At 69.0% G+C, this 21,899-nt stretch carries 19 protein-coding genes and 1 tRNA gene; 8 read left to right on the forward strand and 12 right to left on the reverse strand.

Annotation, left to right across the window (positions count from 1 at the left end; all coding sequences use genetic code 11):
• Nucleotides 1–36: 36 nt before the first annotated feature.
• On the forward strand, nucleotides 37–1,350 hold the full coding sequence (locus SGCZBJ_RS21295; RefSeq protein ID WP_101719937.1) for an MFS transporter: 1,314 nt from the start codon (nucleotides 37–39) through the stop codon (nucleotides 1,348–1,350).
• Here SGCZBJ_RS21295 and ku read toward each other — a convergent pair.
• The 6 genes from ku to SGCZBJ_RS21325 all read right to left on the reverse strand — a co-directional run bounded on the left by ku (nucleotide 1,347) and on the right by SGCZBJ_RS21325 (nucleotide 9,752).
• Nucleotides 1,347–2,198, reverse strand: coding sequence for a non-homologous end joining protein Ku (gene ku / locus SGCZBJ_RS21300; RefSeq protein WP_101719938.1), 852 nt, complete (start codon nucleotides 2,196–2,198; stop codon nucleotides 1,347–1,349). The genes SGCZBJ_RS21295 and ku overlap by 4 nt on opposite strands.
• A gap of 13 nt (nucleotides 2,199–2,211) precedes the next feature.
• Complete coding sequence (otsA, locus tag SGCZBJ_RS21305; protein WP_101719939.1) at nucleotides 2,212–3,669, reverse strand: alpha,alpha-trehalose-phosphate synthase (UDP-forming); 1,458 nt, start codon at nucleotides 3,667–3,669, stop codon at nucleotides 2,212–2,214.
• Nucleotides 3,666–4,460, reverse strand: a complete 795-nt coding sequence (otsB, locus tag SGCZBJ_RS21310; RefSeq protein WP_101719940.1) for a trehalose-phosphatase — start codon at nucleotides 4,458–4,460, stop codon at nucleotides 3,666–3,668. Before otsB ends, otsA begins: the two co-directional genes overlap by 4 nt.
• A 132-nt stretch (nucleotides 4,461–4,592) precedes the next feature.
• Nucleotides 4,593–6,389 carry a glycoside hydrolase family 15 protein gene (locus SGCZBJ_RS21315; protein WP_101719972.1) on the reverse strand — a complete coding sequence of 599 codons (1,797 nt, stop codon included), beginning with the start codon at nucleotides 6,387–6,389 and terminating at the stop codon, nucleotides 4,593–4,595.
• A 32-nt stretch (nucleotides 6,390–6,421) separates the two neighbouring features.
• On the reverse strand, nucleotides 6,422–8,575 hold the full coding sequence (locus SGCZBJ_RS21320) for an amylo-alpha-1,6-glucosidase (protein WP_101719941.1): 2,154 nt from the start codon (nucleotides 8,573–8,575) through the stop codon (nucleotides 6,422–6,424).
• Nucleotides 8,576–8,687: 112 nt separating this feature from the next.
• Nucleotides 8,688–9,752, reverse strand: a complete 1,065-nt coding sequence (locus SGCZBJ_RS21325; protein WP_101719942.1) for a glycosyltransferase family 4 protein — start codon at nucleotides 9,750–9,752, stop codon at nucleotides 8,688–8,690.
• 219 nt (nucleotides 9,753–9,971) lie between these two features.
• Between SGCZBJ_RS21325 and SGCZBJ_RS21330 the strand changes: the two genes are divergently transcribed.
• From SGCZBJ_RS21330 to SGCZBJ_RS21340, 3 genes are all read left to right on the forward strand, one after another.
• Nucleotides 9,972–11,459, forward strand: a complete 1,488-nt coding sequence (locus SGCZBJ_RS21330) for a L,D-transpeptidase family protein (protein WP_476695738.1) — start codon at nucleotides 9,972–9,974, stop codon at nucleotides 11,457–11,459.
• 232 nt (nucleotides 11,460–11,691) lie between these two features.
• Nucleotides 11,692–12,372 (forward strand): peptidoglycan L,D-endopeptidase MepK, encoded by a 681-nt coding sequence (mepK, locus tag SGCZBJ_RS21335; RefSeq protein WP_101719943.1) that lies wholly within the window; start codon nucleotides 11,692–11,694, stop codon nucleotides 12,370–12,372.
• Between the two features lie 30 nt (nucleotides 12,373–12,402).
• Nucleotides 12,403–12,753: a hypothetical protein gene (locus SGCZBJ_RS21340; protein WP_101719944.1), complete on the forward strand. Its 351-nt coding sequence runs from the start codon at nucleotides 12,403–12,405 to the stop codon at nucleotides 12,751–12,753.
• A gap of 4 nt (nucleotides 12,754–12,757) precedes the next feature.
• On the opposite strand, the gene hfsH is transcribed toward SGCZBJ_RS21340, so the two are convergent.
• The 4 genes from hfsH to hfsE are packed head-to-tail and all read right to left on the reverse strand — an operon-like array spanning nucleotide 12,758 to nucleotide 17,356.
• The gene (hfsH, locus tag SGCZBJ_RS21345; RefSeq protein WP_101719945.1) at nucleotides 12,758–13,540 is read right to left on the reverse strand and encodes an oligosaccharide deacetylase HfsH; all 783 of its coding nucleotides are present in this window, start codon (nucleotides 13,538–13,540) and stop codon (nucleotides 12,758–12,760) included.
• Nucleotides 13,540–14,469: a polysaccharide biosynthesis protein HfsG gene (hfsG, locus tag SGCZBJ_RS21350; RefSeq protein WP_101719946.1), complete on the reverse strand. Its 930-nt coding sequence runs from the start codon at nucleotides 14,467–14,469 to the stop codon at nucleotides 13,540–13,542. Before hfsG ends, hfsH begins: the two co-directional genes overlap by 1 nt.
• The gene (gene hfsF, locus SGCZBJ_RS21355) at nucleotides 14,466–15,905 is read right to left on the reverse strand and encodes a polysaccharide biosynthesis protein HfsF (RefSeq protein ID WP_101719947.1); all 1,440 of its coding nucleotides are present in this window, start codon (nucleotides 15,903–15,905) and stop codon (nucleotides 14,466–14,468) included. The genes hfsG and hfsF overlap by 4 nt, the downstream gene beginning before the upstream one ends.
• Before the next feature lie 2 nt (nucleotides 15,906–15,907).
• A complete protein-coding gene (gene hfsE / locus SGCZBJ_RS21360; protein ID WP_101719948.1) occupies nucleotides 15,908–17,356 on the reverse strand; it encodes a polysaccharide biosynthesis protein HfsE in 1,449 nt (482 codons plus the stop codon).
• Between the two features lie 140 nt (nucleotides 17,357–17,496).
• Between hfsE and SGCZBJ_RS21365 the strand changes: the two genes are divergently transcribed.
• The 3 genes from SGCZBJ_RS21365 to SGCZBJ_RS21375 all read left to right on the forward strand — a co-directional run bounded on the left by SGCZBJ_RS21365 (nucleotide 17,497) and on the right by SGCZBJ_RS21375 (nucleotide 19,462).
• Nucleotides 17,497–17,587: transfer RNA gene (locus SGCZBJ_RS21365), tRNA-Ser, on the forward strand.
• A 144-nt stretch (nucleotides 17,588–17,731) separates the two neighbouring features.
• On the forward strand, nucleotides 17,732–18,997 hold the full coding sequence (locus tag SGCZBJ_RS21370) for a tyrosine-type recombinase/integrase (RefSeq protein ID WP_101719949.1): 1,266 nt from the start codon (nucleotides 17,732–17,734) through the stop codon (nucleotides 18,995–18,997).
• Nucleotides 18,998–19,099: 102 nt separating this feature from the next.
• Nucleotides 19,100–19,462, forward strand: a complete 363-nt coding sequence (locus tag SGCZBJ_RS21375; RefSeq protein ID WP_101719950.1) for an MmcQ/YjbR family DNA-binding protein — start codon at nucleotides 19,100–19,102, stop codon at nucleotides 19,460–19,462.
• 216 nt (nucleotides 19,463–19,678) lie between these two features.
• Here SGCZBJ_RS21375 and SGCZBJ_RS25300 read toward each other — a convergent pair whose 3' ends face one another.
• Both SGCZBJ_RS25300 and SGCZBJ_RS25915 read right to left on the reverse strand, forming a co-directional pair.
• Nucleotides 19,679–19,939, reverse strand: a complete 261-nt coding sequence (locus tag SGCZBJ_RS25300) for a helix-turn-helix domain-containing protein (protein WP_117590392.1) — start codon at nucleotides 19,937–19,939, stop codon at nucleotides 19,679–19,681.
• Between the two features lie 189 nt (nucleotides 19,940–20,128).
• Nucleotides 20,129–20,830: a hypothetical protein gene (locus tag SGCZBJ_RS25915; protein ID WP_205685453.1), complete on the reverse strand. Its 702-nt coding sequence runs from the start codon at nucleotides 20,828–20,830 to the stop codon at nucleotides 20,129–20,131.
• A 608-nt stretch (nucleotides 20,831–21,438) separates the two neighbouring features.
• Between SGCZBJ_RS25915 and SGCZBJ_RS21395 the strand changes: the two genes are divergently transcribed.
• Nucleotides 21,439–21,777: a ParB N-terminal domain-containing protein gene (locus tag SGCZBJ_RS21395; RefSeq protein WP_240621602.1), complete on the forward strand. Its 339-nt coding sequence runs from the start codon at nucleotides 21,439–21,441 to the stop codon at nucleotides 21,775–21,777.
• Nucleotides 21,778–21,899: the final 122 nt, after the last annotated feature.

Below are 21,899 nucleotides of genomic sequence, written 5' to 3' on the forward strand. Positions count from 1 at the left end.
CCTTTTCCTTGCCCCCAAAGTTTTCTGGAGTTCCCGATGGCAGCGCCCAAGAACCCCGAGCGGTTCGGCATACTGGCGATAGAGCCTGGCGTGCGCGCCGGCCACATGTGGACCGCGCTCTACGCCGCCTTCGTCAATATCGGCCTGGCCACGACGGTCGCGGTGATGACGCCCTACGTGCTGAGCGCCAATCTCGGCGTGCCGCTGGATCGCCAGGGCTCGGTCCTGGGGATCCTCAACCTCGTCAACGAGGTGGCGCTGCTGTTCGTGTTCGGCCTGGCCGGCGCCCTGGCCGACCGGGTGGGCCGCCGCGCGGTCTACGCCATCGGCTTCCTGGCCACGGCGGCGGGCTACCTGCTGTTTCCGCTGGCCACCAACATCTGGGACCTGTCGCTCTACAAGGTGGTCTACGCCGTCGGCATCGGGGCCACGACCGGCATGCTGTCGACCATCCTGGCCGACTACGTGAAGGCCCGCGACCGGGGCAAGATCGTCGCCTTGTCCGGCATCCTCAACGGCCTGGGCGTGGTGGTGCTGGCCCTGGCCATCGGCAAGCTGCCGGCCGTGTTCGTCGGCCAGGGCATGGACGAAAAGACCGCCGGCCAGGCCGCGCTGGCCATCGCCGCGGCCCTGTGCCTGGTCTCGGCCGCCGTCATGTGGCTGGGCCTCAAGCCCGGCGTTGCGACCCGCTCGGTGGAGCGGGTCAGGCTCTCGGCCCAGCTGGGCGTCGGCGTCGCCGCAGCCAAGGCCAATCCGCGCATCGTCCTGGCCTACGCCTCGGCCTTCGTCGCCCGGGGCGACCTGGCCATCGTCGGCGCCTACGCCATCGCCTGGGGCAAGAAGGCGGCGCTGGAGGACGGCGCGAGCCTCGCCGACGCCCTCGACCAGGGCCGCATTCCGTTCATCGTCGCCCAGTCGGCGGCGCTGCTGTGGCCGGTGGTCATCGCCCTGATGATCGACAAGGCCCACCGCCTGACGGCCCTGGCCGCCTGCATGCTGCTGGGCGCGGTCGGCTACCTGGCGACGATGTTCATCGACGACCCGCTGAGCAAGGCGGCCATGCCGCTGTTCGTGCTGCTGGGCGTGGGCCAGATCAGCGCCTTCATCGGCTCCCAGGCCCTGATCGGCAAGGAAGCGCCGGAAGAGGGGCGGGGCGCCGTCATCGGCTTCTTCAACCTGTGCGGCGCGTTCGGCATCCTGGTGCTGGGCACCCTGGGCGGCGTGCTGTTCGACGTGATCGGCCCGGCCTCGCCGTTCGTGCTGGTCGGCATCCTCAACGCCGCGGTCGGCTTGGGCTGCATCTACCTGCGGCTCAAGGAAGCCAAAAGCCCGGTGGGGCAGGAGGCCTAAGAGGCCTTCGTCGTCCGGGAGGAGGCGGCTTTCTTCGGAGCCGCTTTCTTCGCCGGGGGCTTGGTGGCCGGGGCCTTGCCGCCCAGGCTCTTGCGCAGGGCCTCCATCAGGTCGACGACGTTGGTGTCCTCCGGCGGGGCGGCCGTGACCTTGGTCTTGCCGCCCTTTTCCTTGCGCTTGATCAGGTCGCGCAGGGCGTCCTCGTAGCGGTCCCTGAAGGCCTTCGGCTCGAACGAGCCGTCCTGCTGCTCGATGATCTTGCGGGCGATGGCGATCATCGACGCATCGGCCTTCTTGGCCGGGATGTCGTCGAACAGGTCGGCCGGATCGCGCACCTCGTCGAACGAGCGCAGCGACCAGGCCACCAGCCCCTTGCCGCGCGGTTCTATGGCCAGCAGCCGCTCGCGGGTGTGCATGACCACTCGGCCGAGCGCGATGCGCTTGGCGCCGGCCATGGCGTCGCGGATCACGCTGTAGGCCTCGACCGCCAGCTTGCCGTCTGGGACCAGGAAATAGGGATTGTCCCAGTAGAGCCGGTCGATGTCGGCCACGTCGACGAAGCGCTCGATGTCGATCGTGCGGGTGCTTTCCAGCCGCACGCTGTCGATCTCTTCCGGCGTGACGATGACGTAGCGGTCCTTCTCGACCTCGTAGCCCTTCACCAGATCCGAGCGCTCGACGGGCCCGAGGTCCGGGTCGGTGGCCACCATCTTGATGCGGTTGTGGGTCTTGGGGTGCAGCAGGTTGAAGCGCACCTCGCCGCCGGGGTTGGTGGCGGTGTAGAGCGCCACCGGGCAGGTGACGAGCGAGAGCCGCAAATGGCCCTGCCATGTGGGACGCGGGGCCATCTGCGTGTCGCTCCTACTTCTTGGCGCCGACCAGCGCCTTCTTCACCGTGGTCACCGCCGGCTCGTCCGGCGTCTCGGTGTTGGCGGCCATGACCGTCGGATCGCCCTTCAGGGCGGCCACGAAGTCGTCGCGCCAGGCGGTCACGTCCTGGCGGGTGACGTTGTCCATCAGGTCCTCCCAGCGGCGCTTGCGCTCGGTCTCGTCCATGGCGAGCGCCTGGGCCAGAGCGTCCGAGATCTCCTCGGGGCTGTTGGGGTTGATGATCAGCGCTTCCTTCATCTGCCGCGCGGCGCCGGCGAAGCGCGACAGGATCAGCACGCCCGGATCCTCGGAATTCTGCGAGGCCACGTACTCCTTGGCCACCAGGTTCATGCCGTCGCGCAGGGGCGTGACCAGCGCCGCCTTGGCCGCGCGATAGACCCCCGCCAGCTCGTCGCGCCTATAGGAGCGGTTGAGGTAGCGGATCGGCGTGAAGTCCATCTCGGCATAGGCGCCGTTGATGCGGCCGATCAGCCCGTCCAGGCGACTGCGGATGTCCTGGTAGGCCTCGACCTCGTCGCGCGACAGCGGGGCGATCTGAAGCAGCATCACCTCGCGGCGGGCGTCCTCGTGGTCGTGCAGGAAGCGCTCGAAGCCCAGCAGGCGCTCTTCCAGACCCTTGGAGTAGTCGAGGCGATCGACGCCCACGACCATCTTGCGGAACACGCTGTGGGCCGCCATCCGGTCATAGACCCGCATGGCTCGCGGGCTCTTGGTGATGCGGGCGAAGTCGTCGGCGTCGATGCCGATCGGGAAGGCCCCGGCCTCGGTGATCTGGCCGAAGGCGCGCAGGCGGCCGTCTTCGGTCTTCTCGCCGCCGACCTCGTTGAACACGTAGCCCTCGAAGGCCTGCAGGCTCTCCTCGGTCTGGAAGCCGACGACGTCGTAGTGGAACAGAGCCTCCACCAGCGGTCGGTGGCGGGGCAGGGTGACCACCAGCTGGTGGGCCGGCCAGGGGATGTGCAGGAAGAAGCCGATGCGGTTGGTCACGCCCAGCCGCCGCAGTTCCCGCGCCATCGGGATCAGGTGATAGTCGTGCACCCAGATGATGTCGTCCGGCTCGATCAGCGGGCGCAGGGTCTCGGCGAAGCGCTTGTTGACCCGGTCATAGCCCTCGCCGAACGAGCGGTCGTAGGCCGTCAGGTCGACGCGATAGTGAAACAGCGGCCACAGCGTCTTGTTGGCGTAGCCGTTGTAATATTCCTGGTAGTCGCCTTCCTCGAGGTCGACCGTGGCCACGGTCACGCCCTCGACGCGCTGCATGTTCAGCTGGCCGGTGAACTCGGGCGTGGTCTTGCCGCTCCAGCCGAACCAGATGCCGGAATATTCGCGCAGGGCCGCGGCCAGGGCCATGGCCAGGCCCCCGACGCTTTCCTCGCCCTTGCCGGATGGCGGATTGACGCGGTTCGAAACGACGATCAGGCGGCTCATCGGGTCACCTCGCTTTCGGTGACGGATTTGGCGGCGGCGTCCAGCCAGGCGTGGACCGCTTCAGGTCCGTCGAGGCGATAGCTCGCCGCGCTCGGGCGTTCGGGGCCGACCAGCACGCCGTAGCCGCCCAGGCGGCGGGCGGCCTCGAAGCCGTCCTCGTCGGTCAGGTCATCGCCGATGAAGATCGGCAGGGCGCCGTCGAAGGCCGGTTCGCGCAGCAGGGCGGCGACCGACGAGCCCTTGTCCTGGCCGGGCGTGCGCAGCTCGGCGACCATGTCGCCCAGTTGCAGGACGAGGCCGGTCTGGCGCTTGAGGCGCTCGGCCGCCTCGATCACCGCGTCGGCGGCCAAGGGAGTGTTGCGATAGTGCAGGCCGACGCTCAGGTGCTTGTCCTCGAAGATCAGGCCGCGATCGCAGCGGGCGAGGTCGGCCAGCACGTCGCGCGCCTCGGCCAGGCCTTCGTGCGGTTGGGCGCGGAACACGCCCTCTGGGGTGCGGCGCTCCAGGCCGTGGACGCCGGCCATGTAGGCCAGGGCGCCGTCGCCCAGGATGCGGGAAAGATCGTCCAGCGAACGGCCGCTGATCACGGCCACGCGGTCTTCGAAAGCTTCGCGCAGGCGCGCGATCAGCGCCGCTCGCGCGGCGTCGGGGCCGACGTCGTCCGGACGCGGCATGATGGGCGCGAGGGTTCCGTCGAGGTCGAGGAACAGCGCGCTGTTGGTAGGGATACTGGTGGGCGGCGGCGGAAGATCCGACGACGCAAGCCGAGCGGCAGACCCGTACGTGGTCATGCAGTTAGGCCCCTTTCACTATGGAACTCAGCCGTCAGGAACGCCCCGCGGCTCGGTTCGATCCCCCCGACGTGGCGGTCGGGGGTCACGTTTGACTGACCAAAACGTGAGGCCCAAGGGGTTGACCTAGCTTCAGCGTACCGAAGTCCAAGGCCTGCTGAGCAGCGCCGCGCAGTTGATCAGACCTACCAACGAATAGGTCTGCGGGTAGTTGCCCCACAGCTCGCCGTCCTCGAAACCGATGTCCTCCGACAGCAGGCCGGCGGAGGTGCGGCGGTCGAGCATTTCCTGGAACAGGGCCCGGGCTTCCTCGACCCGGCCCTCCAGATAGAGCGCCTCGACCAGCCAGAAGGTGCAGATGTTGAAGGCCGTCTGCGGCGTGCCGAAATCATCGGGCAGGGCGTAACGCAGCAGGTAGCTGCCCTTGCGCAGGCCCGCTTCGATGGCGGCCACCGTGGCCTTGTTGCGCGGATCGTCGGCGGCGATGAAGCGCAGGTCGACGAGTTGCAGCAGGCTGGCGTCCAGCTCTTCGCCGCCGAAGGTGGCGGCGAACCGGCCAAGCGTCTCGTTCCAGGCGTGGGTGTCGATGGCCTCGCGCACCTTGGCGGCGCGGTCGTTCCAGAACTTGGCGCGGTCGGCCAGGCCCAGCTTCTCGGCCACGTTGCCCAGGCGGTCGCAGGCGGCCCAGCACATCACCGACGAATAGGTGTGCACATTGGCCCGGCCGCGGAACTCCCAAAGGCTGGCGTCGGGCTGGTCGTGCAGTTGGAAGGCCCGCTCGCCCACCGGTTCCAGCGCCTTGAAATCCTCGATCGTGCCCGGCCGCAGCAGCCGTTCGTCGAAGAAGGCTTGCGTCGAGGACAGGATGATCTGGCCGTAGACGTCGTGCTGCTGGTGCTCGAAGGCCTGGTTGCCGATCCGCACCGGCCCCATGCCGCGATAGCCGGGAAGGTCGGGCGCGAAGCGCTCGACCAGCGCAGGCTCGTAGCCCACGCCGAACAGCGGCTGGATATGGCCGCCGGCCGCCCGGTCGACGATGTTGCGCAGATAGGAGAGGTAATTCTCCAGAATGTCGGCCGCGCCCAGCCGGTTCAGGGCCTGCACCACGTAATAGGCGTCGCGCAGCCAACAGTAGCGGTAGTCCCAGTTACGGCCGCTGTTGGCGTGCTCGGGGATCGAGGTGGTCATGGCCGCCACGATCGCCCCGGTCTCCTCGTGCATGCAGAGCTTGAGGGTGATGGCCGCGCGGATCACCGCTGACTGCCAGTCCAGCGGTACGGCCAGGCCCCGCACCCAGTTCAGCCAGTAGTCCTCGGTCTGTTGCAGCATCCGCGCGCAGGTCGCGCCGACGTCGGCGTCGAAGCCTTCGTCGGCGCCCAGAAACATGGCCAGCGTCCGCTCAACGCGGAAGGTGCGCTCCTCCAGGATGTGCGAGACGGGGCAGTCGGTCGTCAGCCGCAGCGTCATGTCCGAGCACAGATAGCGGATGTGGTTGGAGCCGTTGGTGTGCTCGGCCAGGCGTCCGCCCCAGTTGGCCGTTGGGCGCAGGCGGATGGTGGCGCGGCACACCCCGCTGAGCGGCCGCACCAGGCGGATGAAGGCGGTGGGGCGATAGATGCGGCCGAACTGCTGGAAGCGGGGGGAAAAGTCGATGATCTCCAGGCTCGCCCCGTCGGCGTCGGTGACCACGGTGCGCAGGATCGGGGTGTTGCGCAGATAGGCCTGCTCGATCTTCACCGCCCCGTCGACGACCACGTCCCACAGGCCCTTGCCGCCCTCGAACGGCGGCTCCAGCCCGCCCAGCAGGGTGCTGAACACCGGGTCGGAGTCGATGCGGGGCATGCACCCCCACACGAAGCGGCCGTCGCGGTCGACGAGGGCGCTGACCGAGCAGTTGCCGATCGGAAACAGGTCGAGGTTCTGGGGCATGGTCATTGTTCTTGTTACGCTTTTGGGAGAAATCAGCAGCGGGTGAGGATCGGCACGGTCGAGCGCCGTCCGCCCTGGACGGTGACCTGTCGGCCGACATGCTCGAACGACAGGTCGGTCAGGCGGTCGCCGACGCCCAGGTTCTCGATCGACAGGCTGTCGATGCCGATGGGCAGGCGCGGTTCCTGGATACGGATCTCGCCGGCCCAGCCGTCGACGGTGATGCCCAGGCACGCCTGCAACATCATGAACGCCGAGCCGGCGGCCCAGGCCTGGGGCAGGCAGGCGACCGGATAGGCCACCGGCGGCTCGCCCGGCTGGCGGGGGAAGCCGCAGAACAGCTCCGGCAATCGCATCTCGTAGTGGGCGGCCGTCTCGAACAGCCCCGAGGTCATCCGCACCACGCCGTCCCGGTGTCCGTAGCGGGCCAGGCCCATGGCGCAGATGGCCGTGTCGTGCGGCCAGACCGAGCCGTTGTGATAGCTCATCGGATTGAAGCGCGGTTCGCCCTCGGCCAGGGTCCGCACGCCAAAGCCGTTGTTGAACGCCGCCGACAGCAGGGTGTCGGCCACCTTGGCCGCGCGCTCGGGCGAGGGCAGGCCGCAGAACAGCAGGTGCCCGGGGTTCGAGCCGCGCACGCGACAGGGCTTGCCGTGACCGTCGACGGCCATGGCGTAGAAGCCCTTGTCCTCCATCCAGAACCGCTCCTCGACCATGGTCCGCAGGTGCTCGGCCTTGGCCGCCCAGCGCTCGGCGTCGGCGGTCTCGCCTCGGCGACGGGCCAGGTCCGCCATGCCCTTGAAGGCGGCGAAGGCGTAGCCCTGAACCTCGACCACGGCGATCGGGCCGTCGGGGAACTTGCCGTCGGCGTGGAAGACGCTGTCCTCGCTGTCCTTCCAGTTCTGGTTGGAAAGGCCGGTGTCGGCGCCGCGGGCGTAGTCGATCAGGCCGTCGCCATCGCTGTCGCCGAACTGCTCGATCCAGGCCACGGCCGCGCGCAGGGCGTCCCACAGCCCGTCGATGAAGGCCAGGTCCCCGGTGCGCTCGGCATAGGCGCAGGCCAGGGCCACGAACAGCGGCGTGGTGTCGACCCCGCCGTAGTAGCGGCCGAAGGGCAGCTCGCCCAGGCGGGTCATCTCGCCCTTACGCGTCTCGTGCATGATCTTGCCCGGCGCGCTGTCACGAAAGGCGCTGACCTCCTCGGCCTGGTGCTCGGCGAGGTAGCCGAGCACGCCCTTGGCCAGCCGGGGCTCGATCCACAGCACCTGCCAGGCGGTGATGATCGCGTCGCGCCCGAACGGGGTCGAGAACCAGGGGATGCCGGCATAGGGATAGGGGCCGGTCTCGAACTCGGTGGTCAGCAAGGCCAGGTCCGCCCGCGACTTCTCCAGCCAGTCGTTGAACAGGCGCCCCGAGCTCTTCAGCCGCGCCCCGCGCCGGCGACGGCCACGCATGTCGATCCGAGCCCGGGCGGCGGCGGCGCGCCAGCGCTCGCGGGTCGGCGGATGGTCCGGGACGGGGCCCACCTCGAGATAGAGGTCGAAATGGGTCTCCGGTGTCAGCATGAACATGAACTCCGCCCGCTGCGGCGTCAGGCGGCCGGGCGGTTCGGAGAAGGCGATCACGCTGTCGCGGCGCAGCTCGTCCAGGCCCTGGTAGGCGAAGTGGACCGATCGGCCGTTCAACTCGGCCGGCAGCACGCGTCCCCTGGCTTTGCGCTTGGAGCCGCGCACCTCGAACATGTCGTGGAAATCGGCGTCGTACTCCAGCGCCACCGGCAGGATGACCATGTCGCGGCTGTAGTTGACGAACCGCAGGCGCTCGTACAGCCGCTCGCACCACAGGAAGCGCTTGCGCTCGACGTGGATCGCGCCGTGCGGCGCCGAGGCCCCTCCCAGCGAGGGCAGGGTCTGGTTGGTCGAGTGCGAGGTGAAGAACACGTTGTCCTGCGAGACGCTGGCGCTCAGCAGGGCCGGAGGCCGCCCGCCGATCAGCAGCCGCAGGCGTGACAGCAGGCGGGTGTCGTCGTGAAACAGCCCGTCGGCCGCGCCCAGCACGTCGCCGAAGGCGTCGGCCACCAGGAAGGTGTCGCGGTCCTTCAGGGCGAACAGCCGGTAGGGCACGCGCGGTTCGCCGGTCTCGCCATGCTCGCCCGCCGTCACCGGGGTCGGCGCCAGATCGTCCATCTCGATGCCCCTTGTCTAAACGCGATCAGCGGCCGCGCCAGGGGAGGCGCGGTCGCTGAACTTGAAAGCTACAATGCGGCCTCAACCCGGCGGGGTTTGGCCGCCTTTGAGGTCACGCACTCTGGGCCAGGGTCAGGCGGGGCGGCTGGGCCGCCTCGTCCAGGCGCGCATAGAGGTCGAGATAGCGGCGGGCCATGGCGTGGGCCGAGAACCGCAGCTCGAAGCGCTCACGCACGGTCTGGCGCGACAGGTCGGGCAGGCGGCGAAGCGCGGCCACCGCCTCGTCCTCGTCGTCGACGATGAAGCCGGTGACGCCTTCCTCGATCACCTCGGGCACCGAGCCCCACTGGTAGGCGATCACCGGCGTGCCGCAGGCCATGGCCTCGATCATCACCAGCCCGAAAGGCTCGGGCCAGGCGATGGGGAAGAGCAGGGCGTCCGCGCGCCCAAGGAAGGCCGACTTTTCGGCGTCGCCGATCTCGCCCACGAACTCGACCAGCGGATGGTCCAGCAGCGGCTCGACGACGGTGTGGAAGTATTCGAGGTCGGCTGCGTCGACCTTGGCGGCGATCTTCAACGGGCGGCCGATGCGCTTGGCGATGGCGATCGCCCGCTCGGGCCCCTTCTCGGGCGAGATCCGTCCTAGGAAGGCCAGGTAACCCTCTGACTTCGGATGATATTCGTAGGTCTCGGCGCACATGCCGTGAAGCACCGTGCCGGCCCAGTTAGCGAAGGGCAGGGGCGTACGTTGGCTGTCGGAGATCGACACCAGCGGAAACTGCGGCCAGCGCCGGTAGATGCCGGGCAGGTCCTTCAGGTCCAGCCGCCCGTGCAGGGTGGTAAGGGTCTTTTCCGCCATGCCCTCGAACAGGGGGAAGTGGATCATGTCGGTGTGGAAGTGGATGACGTCGAACTCGGCGGCGCGGCGGCGAACCTCGGCCAGCATGGCGATGTGGGCGGCGAGGTCGGATTTCAGCGGGGCGGGGTCCAGGCGGATGGCCTGGTCGCGGACGACCACGAGGTCGGCCTTGGTGCGGGCTTCGGCGGAAGCGAACAGGGTGACCTCGTGGCCGAGGTCGACAAGCGCGTCCGTCAGGTGCGCGACCACCCTTTCGGTGCCCCCGTAGAGCCGTGGCGGCACGGCTTCATACAGGGGCGGAACCTGGGCGATTCTCATCTTGGCTGTCCTGACAAGGACGATTGTGGCGCAAAGGCGCCGTCGTCGAACTGCAAACCGCAAGTGTGGCCGGAAGGTTCCGTAACGTGAGAAAGAACCAAATGGGGACCTTGGCCGTTGGAGTTTCACGATCCTCGCGTTGACGACCCCGGCGCGGAATTGCCATTTGAGAAGTGCGCGGAGGGGCCGCGTGCAAAGTGCGTGCGAGACCCGTCGACGGTGAGCCAGAGCCTGAAAGTTTCGACCGTCCTGCTTGGGGCGGCCCTGTGGATGTCGGCGGCCCCGGCCGTTCTTGCTCAAGCTCAGGTTCGGCCAGCCCGCGCGCCGCAGCAGGCGCCCGTGGCGGTGCCCGCGCCGCCGGCCCTGCGCGCCGACCAGATCGACCTGCTGGTAAAGGCGCTGAACGACGCGCCCTCGCACGGCTTCGAGCCGGGCGTGTTCGCGCCCGACCGCGCCCTGGCCCTGCTGGACTCGCGCAGCGCCGCCGATCGCCAGGCCGGCGTGACCCAGCTGGTCGCCCTGACCATGCGCTACGCCAAGGCCGTGCACAGCGGCCGCCTGGCGCCCGCCGACTTCGACGGCAACTGGGGCCTGCGTCCCGCAGCCTATGATCCGGCTCCCGGCTTCGCCGCCGCGATCCAGAACGACCGCCTGGCCGGCTGGCTGGAAGAGCTGTCGCCGCCCTATACCGGCTACCAGACTCTGCAGAAGGGCCTGGTGGTCTATCGCGACCTCGCCGCCAGGGGCGGATGGGCCGTGATCCCCGAGGGGCCGCCGCTGAAGCTGGGCGACAAGGGCGATCCGCGCATAGTCCAGCTCGAGGCCCGCCTGGCGATCGAGGACCCGACCATCGCCGTCGACAAGGCCCCGGTCTTCGACGAGGCCCTGCAACAGGCCCTGATGCGCGCCCAGAAGCGTTTCGGCCTCAATCCCGACGGCGTGCTGGGCAAGGGCACGCTGGCGGCGCTGAACGTGCCGGTGCAACTGCGCATCGACCAGATCGTCGCCAACATGGAGCGCTGGCGCTGGCTGCCAGAAGAGCTGCCGGCCGACCGCATCCAGGTCAACATCGCCGCCGCCGTGATGAGCGTCTTCCACCATGACGCCCCGACCCTGACCATGCGCGCCGTCACCGGCCGCCCGGGCGACGAGACGCCGATGCTGCAATCGCAGATCCACTCGATCGTGCTCAATCCGCCCTGGAACGTGCCCAGCTCCATCGCCACCAAGGAGCTGTGGCCCAAGGAACGCGCCAATCCCGGCTACCTGGCTCGCAACGACTTCATCGTCATCCCGACCGAGGGCGGCGGCACGCGTCTGCAGCAGAAGGCCGGCGACAAGGCCGCCCTGGGCCTGGTGAAGTTCGACTTCAACAATCCCTATGGCGTCTATCTGCACGACACGCCGTCGCGGGCGAAGTTCGCCAGCTACAGCCGCCTGGCCAGCCACGGCTGCGTGCGCCTGGAAAAGCCCATCCCGCTGGCCAAGCAGCTGCTCGACGGCAGCGCCGAATGGACGGCCGAGAACGTCGATGCCACCATCGCCTCGGGCAAGACCGTGCGGGCCCAACTGCCCAAGCCGATGGCCGTCTATCTGCTCTATTGGACCGCCTACGTGACTCCGGACGGGCAGGTGAATTTCCGCGACGACCCGTACGGCTGGGACAAGGCGCTGGTGCAGCGTATCGCCGCATCCAAGACCGTCTGAGCGTTAGGCTCAGCCGCCCAAGCCGCTGTCTTTGCAGCATTTGAAGCGTGGCTGGAATGGGAGTGCCCACGCTTTCAGCGGCCGCGCGTCCATGCGCCCGGCTTGACCCGACGGCCCTCGTCAGGCCTCTTTTGGCGCGTAAGCCTTTCCGATCGGGAAAGTTTATCGTGTTCCAAGTGAGCGCGGGCGGCCTCTTTGGCGGCCTGACGCAGTCAGTCGGGAAAGCGTATCTATGATCGAACGACGCAAGCTCCTGGGCCTTGGCCTGGGTGTGCTGGGCGCCAGTGCGGTCGGGCCGATGGCGGCCTTCGCACAGTCCAAGTTCGGCCCCGGGGCCGATCCCATCGCGGACCTGCTGATGAAGCAGGGCGACCTGGGCAATGCGGCCGAGGGCATGCCGGATAACGGCCTTCCCGAAGCGCCGGTTCCCGTCGCCGAGCCGAAACGCATCATTTCCGCCGAACCGCGCTGGGTGAAGCTGCACAACGTGCACACCCAGGAAAAGCTCGAAGCCGTGTATTTCGAGAAGGGCGAGTACGTGCCCGACGCGGTCGAGGCCCTCGACAAGGTGCTGCGCGACTATCGCACCGGGGACGTTTCGGCGATGAATCCCAAGCTCTACGACATCATGGCGGGCCTGGCGGCGCGCACCGAGAGCAAGTCGCACTTCCAGATCATCTCCGGCTATCGCTCGCCCAAGACCAACGCGATGTTGCACGCGCGCAGCGGTGAGGTCGCCAAACGCAGCCTGCACATGGACGGCAAGGCCATCGATCTCTATCTGGAGGATGTCTCCCTGGATCGGCTGAGGACTGCGGCCCTCGACCTGAAGCAGGGCGGCGTCGGGTACTATCCCGTCAGCAATTTCGTTCACGTCGACGTCGGCGCGGTCCGACGCTGGGTCGGCTCCTAGGATCGGAGCCTTCCCTTTAGGGAGCTCCAGATGGCCAAGGCCGAACGTCGCGGCAATCCGTTGGGATGGATCGTCCTGGGTTTCGTCGTCGGGGCGGTCGCCGCCCTGGGCGTGATCCTGGTGGTCAGCGCCGGGGTCGGTTTCGAGAGCTCCGGCTACGAAGAGGGCGCGGAAATCCGCACCACGGCCGATGACGCCGCCAGCGCAGCCACCGTCCGTACGCCCGCCGCCCAGACGCCACCGCCCGCCGTCGCGCCCGAACCCGAAAAGCCGCCGGTGGTCGAAGCGCCGCCCGCCGCGCCCAAGCCCGCGCCCGAGGTCGATCCGCAGATGGCCGACGACGCGGCGGCGGCAGGGATGACCTCGCGTACGCGCCAGTAGGCGGCTACAGCCCGATCCGGCGCGAGCCTTCCGCCACGGTCACCACGTCGAAGCCGGCATTGACCGCGCCGTCGACCAGCCGCTCAAGCGCCTGCACCGTGCAGCCCCAGGCCGACGGCTGTTCCGCCACGTCGTGGGTGTAGAGGATCAGCCAGGCCTTGCGGCGGTGCGCCTGGTCCAGCCAGTGCAGGGCCACGGCCTCGCCATCCTCGCCCTCGATCCCGACGGCCGGCGCTTGGTTCAGATCGGCGCCGTTGGCGATCAGGCCGTGATGCAGGGCCCGCAGGGTCTTGAAGCGACCGGCCAGGGCCGTCTTGGCCGGAGCGGCGACGTCGCCGTACGGATAGGCGAAGCTCACCGCGTTCCCCACGCCCCACGAGGCCAGGGCTTCCGTGTTCTGCGCCACATCGGCCAGGGCGACCTGCGTCGTGGCCTGGCCGCAGTCGAGGTGGCTGAAGGTATGGCAGCCGATCTCGTGGCCGGCCGCGTGCAGGCGGGCGGCGTCTTGGCCGGTGGCGTAGCGGCCCATGGGGCCGTCACGCCCGGTCAGGCCGGCGGCGAAATAGTAGGTGCCGCGAAAGCCGCGGCTCTCAAGCACCCGCGCGCCGGCCTCGCAGGCGGTGGCGGGGGCGTCGTCGAAGCTGAACGACACCATCGGCCGCTCGAGCTTCACCCGCGCCGGGCGGCGGTGCTGCAGGCGGATCAGCCGGCGGCGGACCTTGCCCTTCAGCGAGCGGTCCGGCTCGTAGGCGTCGACTTTCTCGTAGGTCTGTTCGAGGGCGGTCATCACACGGCGTCCGAATAGAGGGCGGCCCGGTAGAGCCGCATGGAAAAGGCGCGAAGCGGGGTGGGCAGGCTCTCGGCCAGGGCGACAGCCTTCAGCCACGGCCGCCAGGTTCCGCGCAGGGGAACAGCCTTCAGGGCCTTGGCGACCTTGTAGCTGGGATAGGCGCTGACCACGTCGCGGTGGGCGGCCACCACGCGGGCGAAGTTGGCGGCCGACTGCTCGTACTTGGCGGCCATCACCGGCGCTGGATCGAGGCCCAGGTGCGTGGCGGTGTTGTCGATGTGCAAGATCGGGTGGGCGCGGGCCACCCGCATCGCCCATTCCACGTCCTCCCAGCCCCAGCCGGCGAAGCCCTCGTCGAAGGCGATGGTCTCGAAGACGTCGCGGCGGACCAGGAGGTTGGAGGTGAAGACGTGTTTCTCCGGCGCCTGGGCCCGCTCGGGGGCGGGCGTGCAGTCGCTTTTCAGCGCCATCGCCCGGTGCAGGGCGTGCTCGGGCCGGATCGGGGTCTGGTCCAGGGTGAAGCCGCCGAAGGCCACGGGCGCATCGTCGCCGGCCACCGCCAGCCAGCGGGCCAGGAAGTCCTTCGGGTCGGGCAGCATGTCGCTGTCGAGGAACAGCAAGTGCCGGCCACGGGCGTGCGCGGCCAGGCGGTTGCGGCCCTGGGCGCGGCCGGCGTTGCGCGACAGCCGCACGAAGCGGGCGGGACGCTTGAGGCCCGCGACCAGCTTGCCGATCCGCGCGGCCAGGGCCTCGTCGCCGCCGCCGTCGTCCAGCACCACGATCTCGGCGGCATGGTCCTTTCCGTCGAGTGCGCGCAGCAAGGCCGTCGGGTCGTCGCGATAGGTGGGGATCAGCACCGACAGGCGCGGCGCGGCGCCCGCCCAGGCGGCGTTGTCGGTGACGGTTTCTGTGATCGGGGCGGTCATGCGGTGCGGAACCTGCGGGTAAGGACGGCCAGCCGCGCGCGGGCGCCGCCGGCGTCGAGCAGCAGGGCCGCGCCGCCGAAGGTAGCCGCGCCCAGGCCGGCCTTGAGGATCAGTTCTATCAGGCCGCCGACGTCGGGCAGGGCCAGCACCACGGCCGCCATCAGGGCGCAGGCCAGGCCCGTCCTGGCCAGGGTCGGCCACGGGATCGGCAGGGCGCAGGCCCGGCGGCCCAGCACCCCGGCGGCGATCGCGCCGAGGGCGTAGCTGGCGGTGGTGGCCCACAGCGCGCCGGACAGGCCGAAACGCGGGATCAGGATCAGGTTCAGCGCCAGGTTGGCCCCGGCCGGGATCGCCATGCAGGCGCTCAGCATCGTCGTGCGGCGGCCAAGCGTGAAGGCCTGCAGCAGGTAGTAGGTGGTCACGCCCGACAGCCAGCCGCTGGCGGCGATCCACGGCGTCACGCCGGCCGCGCCTTCACGCAGGGCCGGGCCGATCATCACCTCGGTCAGCGGGCGGGCGACCAGGGCCAGGCCCACAGCGGCGGGCAGGGTCAGCAGCACCATGAAGTCGGCCTGCTCGCGGGCGCTGTCCTCCAGCGCCGGCCGGCCGCCGCGCTCCAGGGCCGCGACCATGGCCGGTCCGCCGGCCATGCCCAGCCAGATGAACACCACGTCCAGCGTGCGCGAGCCCAGCGAGTAGCCCGCGTGGTAGTCGCCGACCGCGCTCTCGTCGAGGAAGGCGGCCAGCAGGAAGCGGTCGGTGGTCGACAGCACCAGGGCCAGGATCAGCGAGAAGGCCACCGGCAGGCCGTAGGCTGCGTAGGCCTTGGCCATCGCCTTATCGAAGATCCCGCCCTTCAGGCGTCGCAGATCGGTGGGCAGCACGAACACCACGCACAGCAGGGCGACCGCGCCCGTGCCGAGGATCGGCGCGGCGCCGCCCAGGCCCACCAGGGCCAGCACCAGGCCCAGGGCGAAGCCGCCGACGGTCTGGATCACGTCCAGCAGGGCCGCGCCCGACACCTCGCCGGCCGCGCGGCGGCGCTCCTGGGACATCTTGGCCAGGCTCTTCACCGCCGCGGCCGCGAAGGCGGCGGCGACGGCGACCTTCAGGGCCGGGGGCATGGGCCAGAACCGCAGCGCCAGGGCGGCGACCACCGGGATCGCCAGGGCCATCAGGATCCACAGCCGATAGAGCGTGGCGAAATGGTCGGGCAGGCGGCCGTCCTCGTCGGCGCGGGCCAGGAACCGGGCCATGGCGGCCTCGGTCCAGGTCAGGAACGCCGTCTGGGTCAGGCTCAGCACCGAGAACGCCAGCGCATAGATCCCGTACTCGGCCGGGGACAGGATCTGCGTGAACAGCACGATCGTCAGGAGGCCGACGACCCCCTGGGCGATATTGACGGGCAGGTAGCCCAGGACGCCGCGCCAGAACATGGTCAGCGCACGGCGGTCTTGTCGCCCAGCAGGCAGGGGACGGTCATCAGGATCACGTAGAGGTCCAGCCAGAAGGACTGCCGCTCGATGTATTCGACGTCGTAGGCCACGCGCTGGCGCACCAGCTCGGGGGTGTCGACGGCGCCGCGCGAGCCCTTGATGGCCGCCCAGCCGGTGACGCCCGGCTTCATGCGGTGGCGATGGGCGTAGGTGGCCACCAGCTTGGCCGACTCCACGTCGCCGGTCATCATGCCGATGGCGTGGGGGCGGGGACCGACCATCGACATCTCGCCCGCCAGCACGTTGAACAGCTGCGGCAGCTCGTCGAGGCTGGTGCGGCGGATGAACTTGCCGACGCGCGTGACGCGGTCGTCGCCGACGCTGACCTGGCGCGCGGCCTTGGCGTCGGCCATGTCGTGGCGCATCGAGCGGAACTTCCAGACCAGGATCGCCTCGTTGTTGAAGCCGTGGCGGCGCTGGCGGAAGAACACCGGGCCAGGGCTGTCCAGCTTCACGGCCAGGGCCACGCCCAGCATCACCGGCGCGGCGACGACCAGGCCGACCCCGGCGACGACCAGGTCCTGCACCCGCTTGGCCATTGCCCGGCGGGCGTCGGTCGGGGCGCCCGACAGGTCGGCCAGGTGCGACAGGGCCGCGTCGCGGTCGGCGTCGCCGCCCACGTCGACGATCATGCTGACGGGGTTGGGCAGTTCCGACAAACGCTCGACCAGCTGGCCGACACGGGCCTGGGCGGTGGATTCGACGGCGATCACCACGCGGTCGACGAAGGGCATGATGCGGTGGTCGACCAGGGCCTTGGTGTCGCCCAGCACCGGCACGCCCAGCACGGCCTCGGGGGCGCGGGCGGCGCGATCGTCGAACACGCCCAGCACGTTGACCTCGCCGGTGCGCAGGGCCGCGGCGATCAGCCGCTCGGCGTTGGTGGTGGCGCCGACCAGCACGATGTTGGGCGTCAGCTTGCCGATGCGGCGGCCGTGGCGGACCACGGACCACCAGGTCGCGTGCAGCACGAGAAAGGCGGGCAGGGCGGCCAGCAGCCAGCCGGTCACGGCGTGCGCGCCCGGCGCCAGAGGCGTCAGGACCACGACCTGCACGACGATCGCCGAGGCGCCGATGGCCGAGCCGACGCGCAGCAGGTGGCGGATCAGGGGCTCGCGGTGAGCGAAGACGTACGCCTCCAGCCCGTGCAGGGCGACCAGCAGCACGGTCGCGCCCACCAGCGGGGCGACGAGGCCGCCGGTGGGGGCGACCCAGAGGGCGAGGGCGGCGGCGAGAATCGCGTCGGCGACGCGGAAGGCGCGAGTCAGGTTCTGGATCTGCACCCGCGCGCGCGCCGGGGTCAGGCGTTCCGGTCGGAACGGTCCGCGCCGGCTGCGTGCGGCGTCCGACGCGTGGCTTGCGTCCGCTGGGCGGGCGAGGGCGGAACTCATGATCGCTCTTGGGCTTCTGCGCACTGGAGAACGAGGTTCAACCTAGCGTGGCCGTCTGAGCGTCGCGTTAACGCGATTTTCCTTCACGCCTCGATTGTCATTCGCGAGCGAACAGGCTATCGAACCGCTCCCTCTCAGGAGGAGACGTGGCCGAGAGGCTGAAGGCACCGCTTTGCTAAAGCGGCATACCTCAAAAGGGTATCGAGGGTTCGAATCCCTCCGTCTCCGCCATCCCCCATCTATTGCTGTCCAGCGCCGTCCAGGTGGATCCGCTGAAACCCTTACGTCGTAAGGGAAAAATCGCGAAAACGTGTTTGGACGCATCCATGCCTATCCACCACAGTCGGCTGCAAGGTCGTATGTAGGAACGTAGGTATGACCCGGGTCCTCGAGCGTCTTTCTCCGCTTCAAGTGCGCCGACTCACCAAGCCCGGCTTCTATGCCGACGGCGGTGGGCTGAACCTCCAGGTGATGGGAGAGGGCGGCCGGTCGTGGATATTCCGCTACGAGGTCGACGGAAAAGAACGGCGGATGGGTCTTGGACCTGTCAATTGCGTCTCGCTGGCCGAAGCGCGCCTGGCGGCGGAGGAGGCGCGCAAGTTGCGGCGCGCGGGCCTTGATCCCCTTGAAGAGCGTCGCAAGGTCGAAGTGGCCGAGGCCATTGAGACTGGCAGCAAGCTGACCTTCGACGAGGCGGTCGACGCCTACATCAAAGCCAATAAGGCCGCCTGGCGAAACGAGAAGCACCAGCAGCAGTGGAAGAACTCCCTGACGGCCTACGCTTCGCCCAAGATGGGCAAATTGCTCGTCGGCGAGATCGACACCGACCACGTGCGTTCGGCCATCGAACCGATCTGGGCGACCAAGACCGAGACCGCCAGCCGCGTGCGCGGGCGTATCGAAAGCGTCCTCGACTGGGCGACCGTCCTGAAATACCGCATGGGTGACAACCCCGCGCGCTGGACCGGACACCTCGACCAAGTCCTGCCCGCCAAGGGCAAGGTCAAGAAGGTCCGCCACCACGCCGCGCTGCCTTACGCAGAGCTTCCCAAGTTCATGGCTCGCCTTCGCAAGCTCGGCGGCGTGGCCGCCAGGGCGCTAGAGTTCACGATCCTGACCTGCGCGCGCAGCGGCGAGGTCTTCGGCTTGGATTGGAGCGAGATCGACCTGGCCAAGAAGGTTTGGATCGTGCCGGCTGAACGGATGAAGGCCGAGCGGGAGCACCGCATTCCGCTAAGCCCGCCCGCCATCGCGATCCTCGAACAGATGCGAGACCTGTGGCTAGCGATCGAGGCCCGGCGCTGGAAGGGCAAGCGCAGCACCTCTGCAGTCGTTGAACCCCACGGGCCCGTGTTCTTCGGCCAGAAGGCGGGCAAGGGCCTCAGCAACATGGCCATGCTGAAGGTTATCAAGAAGCTCGGCCACGCGGGCCTCACGACGCACGGCTTCCGCAGCACTTTCAGCGACTGGGCGGCCGAGACCACCAACTATCCGCCCGAGATGATCGAGATGGCGCTGGCCCATACGATCGCCAGCAAGGTCGAGGCGGCCTACCGACGGGGCGACCTCTTCGCCAAGCGTCATGCGCTCATGGCCGACTGGGCAAAGGCCGCCGCGCAGGCCACAGCCAAAGCTGCTTGAGGCGGAGCCTAGCCCCGTCCGATCCTGACGCAGGACGAGGGTCTTTTGCCATCGGGCGGCGACTCGGGATCTGAAGGGCGTCGCGATACGCGAGGACCACCGATGACCCCTGAGGCATTTTCGGCGCTGGCCGCACGGCTCGGCGAGGGCGTTCAGGTCCAGCCGGTCCTGGACACCGTACAGTTCAAGGTCGGCGGCAAGGCGTTCGCAACGCTGGGCTGGCCCGAGGCCGGCTGGGCTATCGTGAAGCTCACGCCGCGCGACCAGGCCGCGGCGATGTCGCTCAGCGACGCCGTCACGCCTGAACCGGGGCGTCGGCGCAACTCCGGGGTGACGCTCCTGCGTTTGGAGAGGGCCGACGCCGCCGTCGTCGCAAGCGTGCTGGCGGCGGCTTTCACGCACGCCTACCGAGGCGCCTCCGTGCGTCGGGCGGCTGCCGCGGCGACGGTGGCGAGGGGGCGGTAGGCGCGAGCGCTCATTGCGCCTGGCCCGGCGATGCACAGCTTTGGCGTGAACGAATGTGGAACATTGCTATCGCCTCGGCTATGCTTCCGCGCGACCGGACGAGGGATATGTGGATGGCTATGCGGCGTAGGCCCACGGGGCGACTTCTGACCGGGCTCGGCCTTGCCTGCGTGGTGGGATCGTTCGTCCTGCTGGTCGCCATGGCCTTGGCGATGGTCAACGAAATCTACGCCTGGCCGCGGCCTTGACCTCGGCCGCGGCCCTGGCAGCCGCCTCCAGCCGATCAAGATAGGCGTCCAGCTCGCTCCGCCGCACGATAGTGCGCGCGCCTTCTTTCAGAACCAGGATTTCGCCTGCGGAGACCAGTTCGTAAAACCGGCTGCGGCTTATCGCCAGAACCTCCGCGGCTTCCCGAACCCGATACGCCAGGCGATCAGGTGGCGGCGCGTCGCTCCTGTCGATGTTGTCCTGGCGCATGTCGGCTCCTTGCCAGGACCAGATGCTGCGAGGCGGGCACGCGATCAACATCGCGTCGGCGCGCGTCGAACCCTGGCGTAGAAAGACAGGGAAACGGCGGGGTCGCACCCTGCCGGACAGGGGGCGAACGCGAGGGACCATCCCTGCGGCGGCTGGCCTTCCGCGCCATCGCTGGATGGTCAGGCCGACCTAGTCCGTTTGCCACCGGGCGGGCGTATCCATTTCATCCGGCGCCTGCAGCTGGGCGCGCTCCCAGCCTTGGGCGCCGGCGCTCAGGGCCTCGCGGGCCTTGGCGGTCCAGGCCGCGTCCGCAATGGGAGCCTCCGCCAGCGCTCGCATGCTGTCGGGCGTGGTCTCGAAGGACCATCCACCCGGCGTCTCCGCGGCCTCACCCTCGATATTGGCCGATGCGGGGGTCGGGGTCTGGTGCTCAAGCCGGAGGGGCCCGCGTCGGCGGTTGTCCTCTTGCGGCCAGGTTCGCCAGATCTCACTGTCTGACATGCCGCGTTCGCGCGCCCGGTGACGTTCCACAGCGACCATCATCCCTGGATCGAAGGCCGGCCGGTACCAGGCTCGCGCGCCGCCCAACTTCAGGAACGGCTCGGGGTGGGCTAACACCGTGTAGATCCGGTCGACCACCTCGATCATCAGGCTCTTCATTTCCTCGTCGCAGAGACGGGAGACCTCTGCCCAAGGGATGTCGCCATACGGAGTGACGACCTTTACGTCGCTGTAGTCCCCCACGGCGCTGGCCGGCGACACCCCGGCATGCAGCTCTTCAAGTCGCGAGTTCCGCACGCCGGACTCTGCCAGGGCCAGCGCCAGCGCAGCTTGCCACAGCTCTCGTGGGAACTCGGAGGCCTCGGCCAACTCGTCGGTGTGCTCGGACATGGGAGCATGATGGACCGCCTCGCGCCGCTCACCAAGGCGGGGAGGGCGGGTAAGACATGCGCGGCGCGCAACAGACGTAAACCACGCGCAACAGGCTCAACCCGTAGAGCATGCAAAGCCCGCCGGACATGTTGAGCACGTAAAGCCCGCAATACGTGCTTTATCGCGGGCCAAGCGACGATGCCCACGAACCTGGCGGGTCACGCGGGGTTCCCGCCGGGCGCTTTCGCGCCCGGCTTCACCCGACAAGGAGAGCGGCCGGCGGTCACGCTCGGTCCCGAGCCTTTCGGCTCTCCTACGGGCGCGACGCCTTCGGGCAGGCTTTGGCCTGCCGCCGGCCGCCCGACGCGGACGTTCCGACACGCGCTTTGCGCGGTCTCCTTGCGGCTTCATTGGTCATGAGCGCTCGCGGTCGCGAGGGCGCACCGCTTAGGGCGCTGCCCTCAGCGCACTTCGGATCGGCTTCCGCCCAGCTTCGTCCGGCCCTTGGCCGTCCTGCAGCCGGGTCCCCGCGAAGCCGCCCCTCCGCTTGCACACCCGCGCTCGCCGCTGGGCAGGGGTTCAGGCGCGCCTTGTGCGCCTGCACCCCTGTCCCAAGGAGGGAGATCATGACCACCTCAGAGACCCCCGCGACCGCCCAGCACCAAGCGTCCAAGGCCAAGCGCCCCGGCCAAGTCGTCGTCCAGTATGGCGAGGTCCGCGACATTCCCCTCGACCGTCTCAAGGCCTCGCCCAAGAACGTTCGGCGGGTGGGCCACAGCGCCGAGGTGATCGAGTCCCGCGCGGCCTCGATCACCTACAAAGGCGTGCTCCAGCCGCTCGTCGTCGAGCCCGAGGTCAAGGACGGTCGCGAGACCGGCTATTATCTCGTCAGCGCGGGCGAAGGCCGCCGTCAGGCCCTGCGCTTGCTGGCCAAGCGTAAGGCGCTGGCCAGGGGGCGCCGGTGAGGTGCGTGGTCGATAACTTTAGAGTCCGCTGATGGCGCGAGTGGGTCTAAGTAAGTGACCTGAGGACCCTTTTAAATTGTGTGGCGAGGATCGCTATCGTCATTAACACATCCTGTGGATAA

The sequence above is a fragment of the Caulobacter zeae genome (assembly GCF_002858925.1).
In the GTDB taxonomy this organism is placed as follows: Bacteria; Pseudomonadota; Alphaproteobacteria; order Caulobacterales; family Caulobacteraceae; genus Caulobacter; species Caulobacter zeae.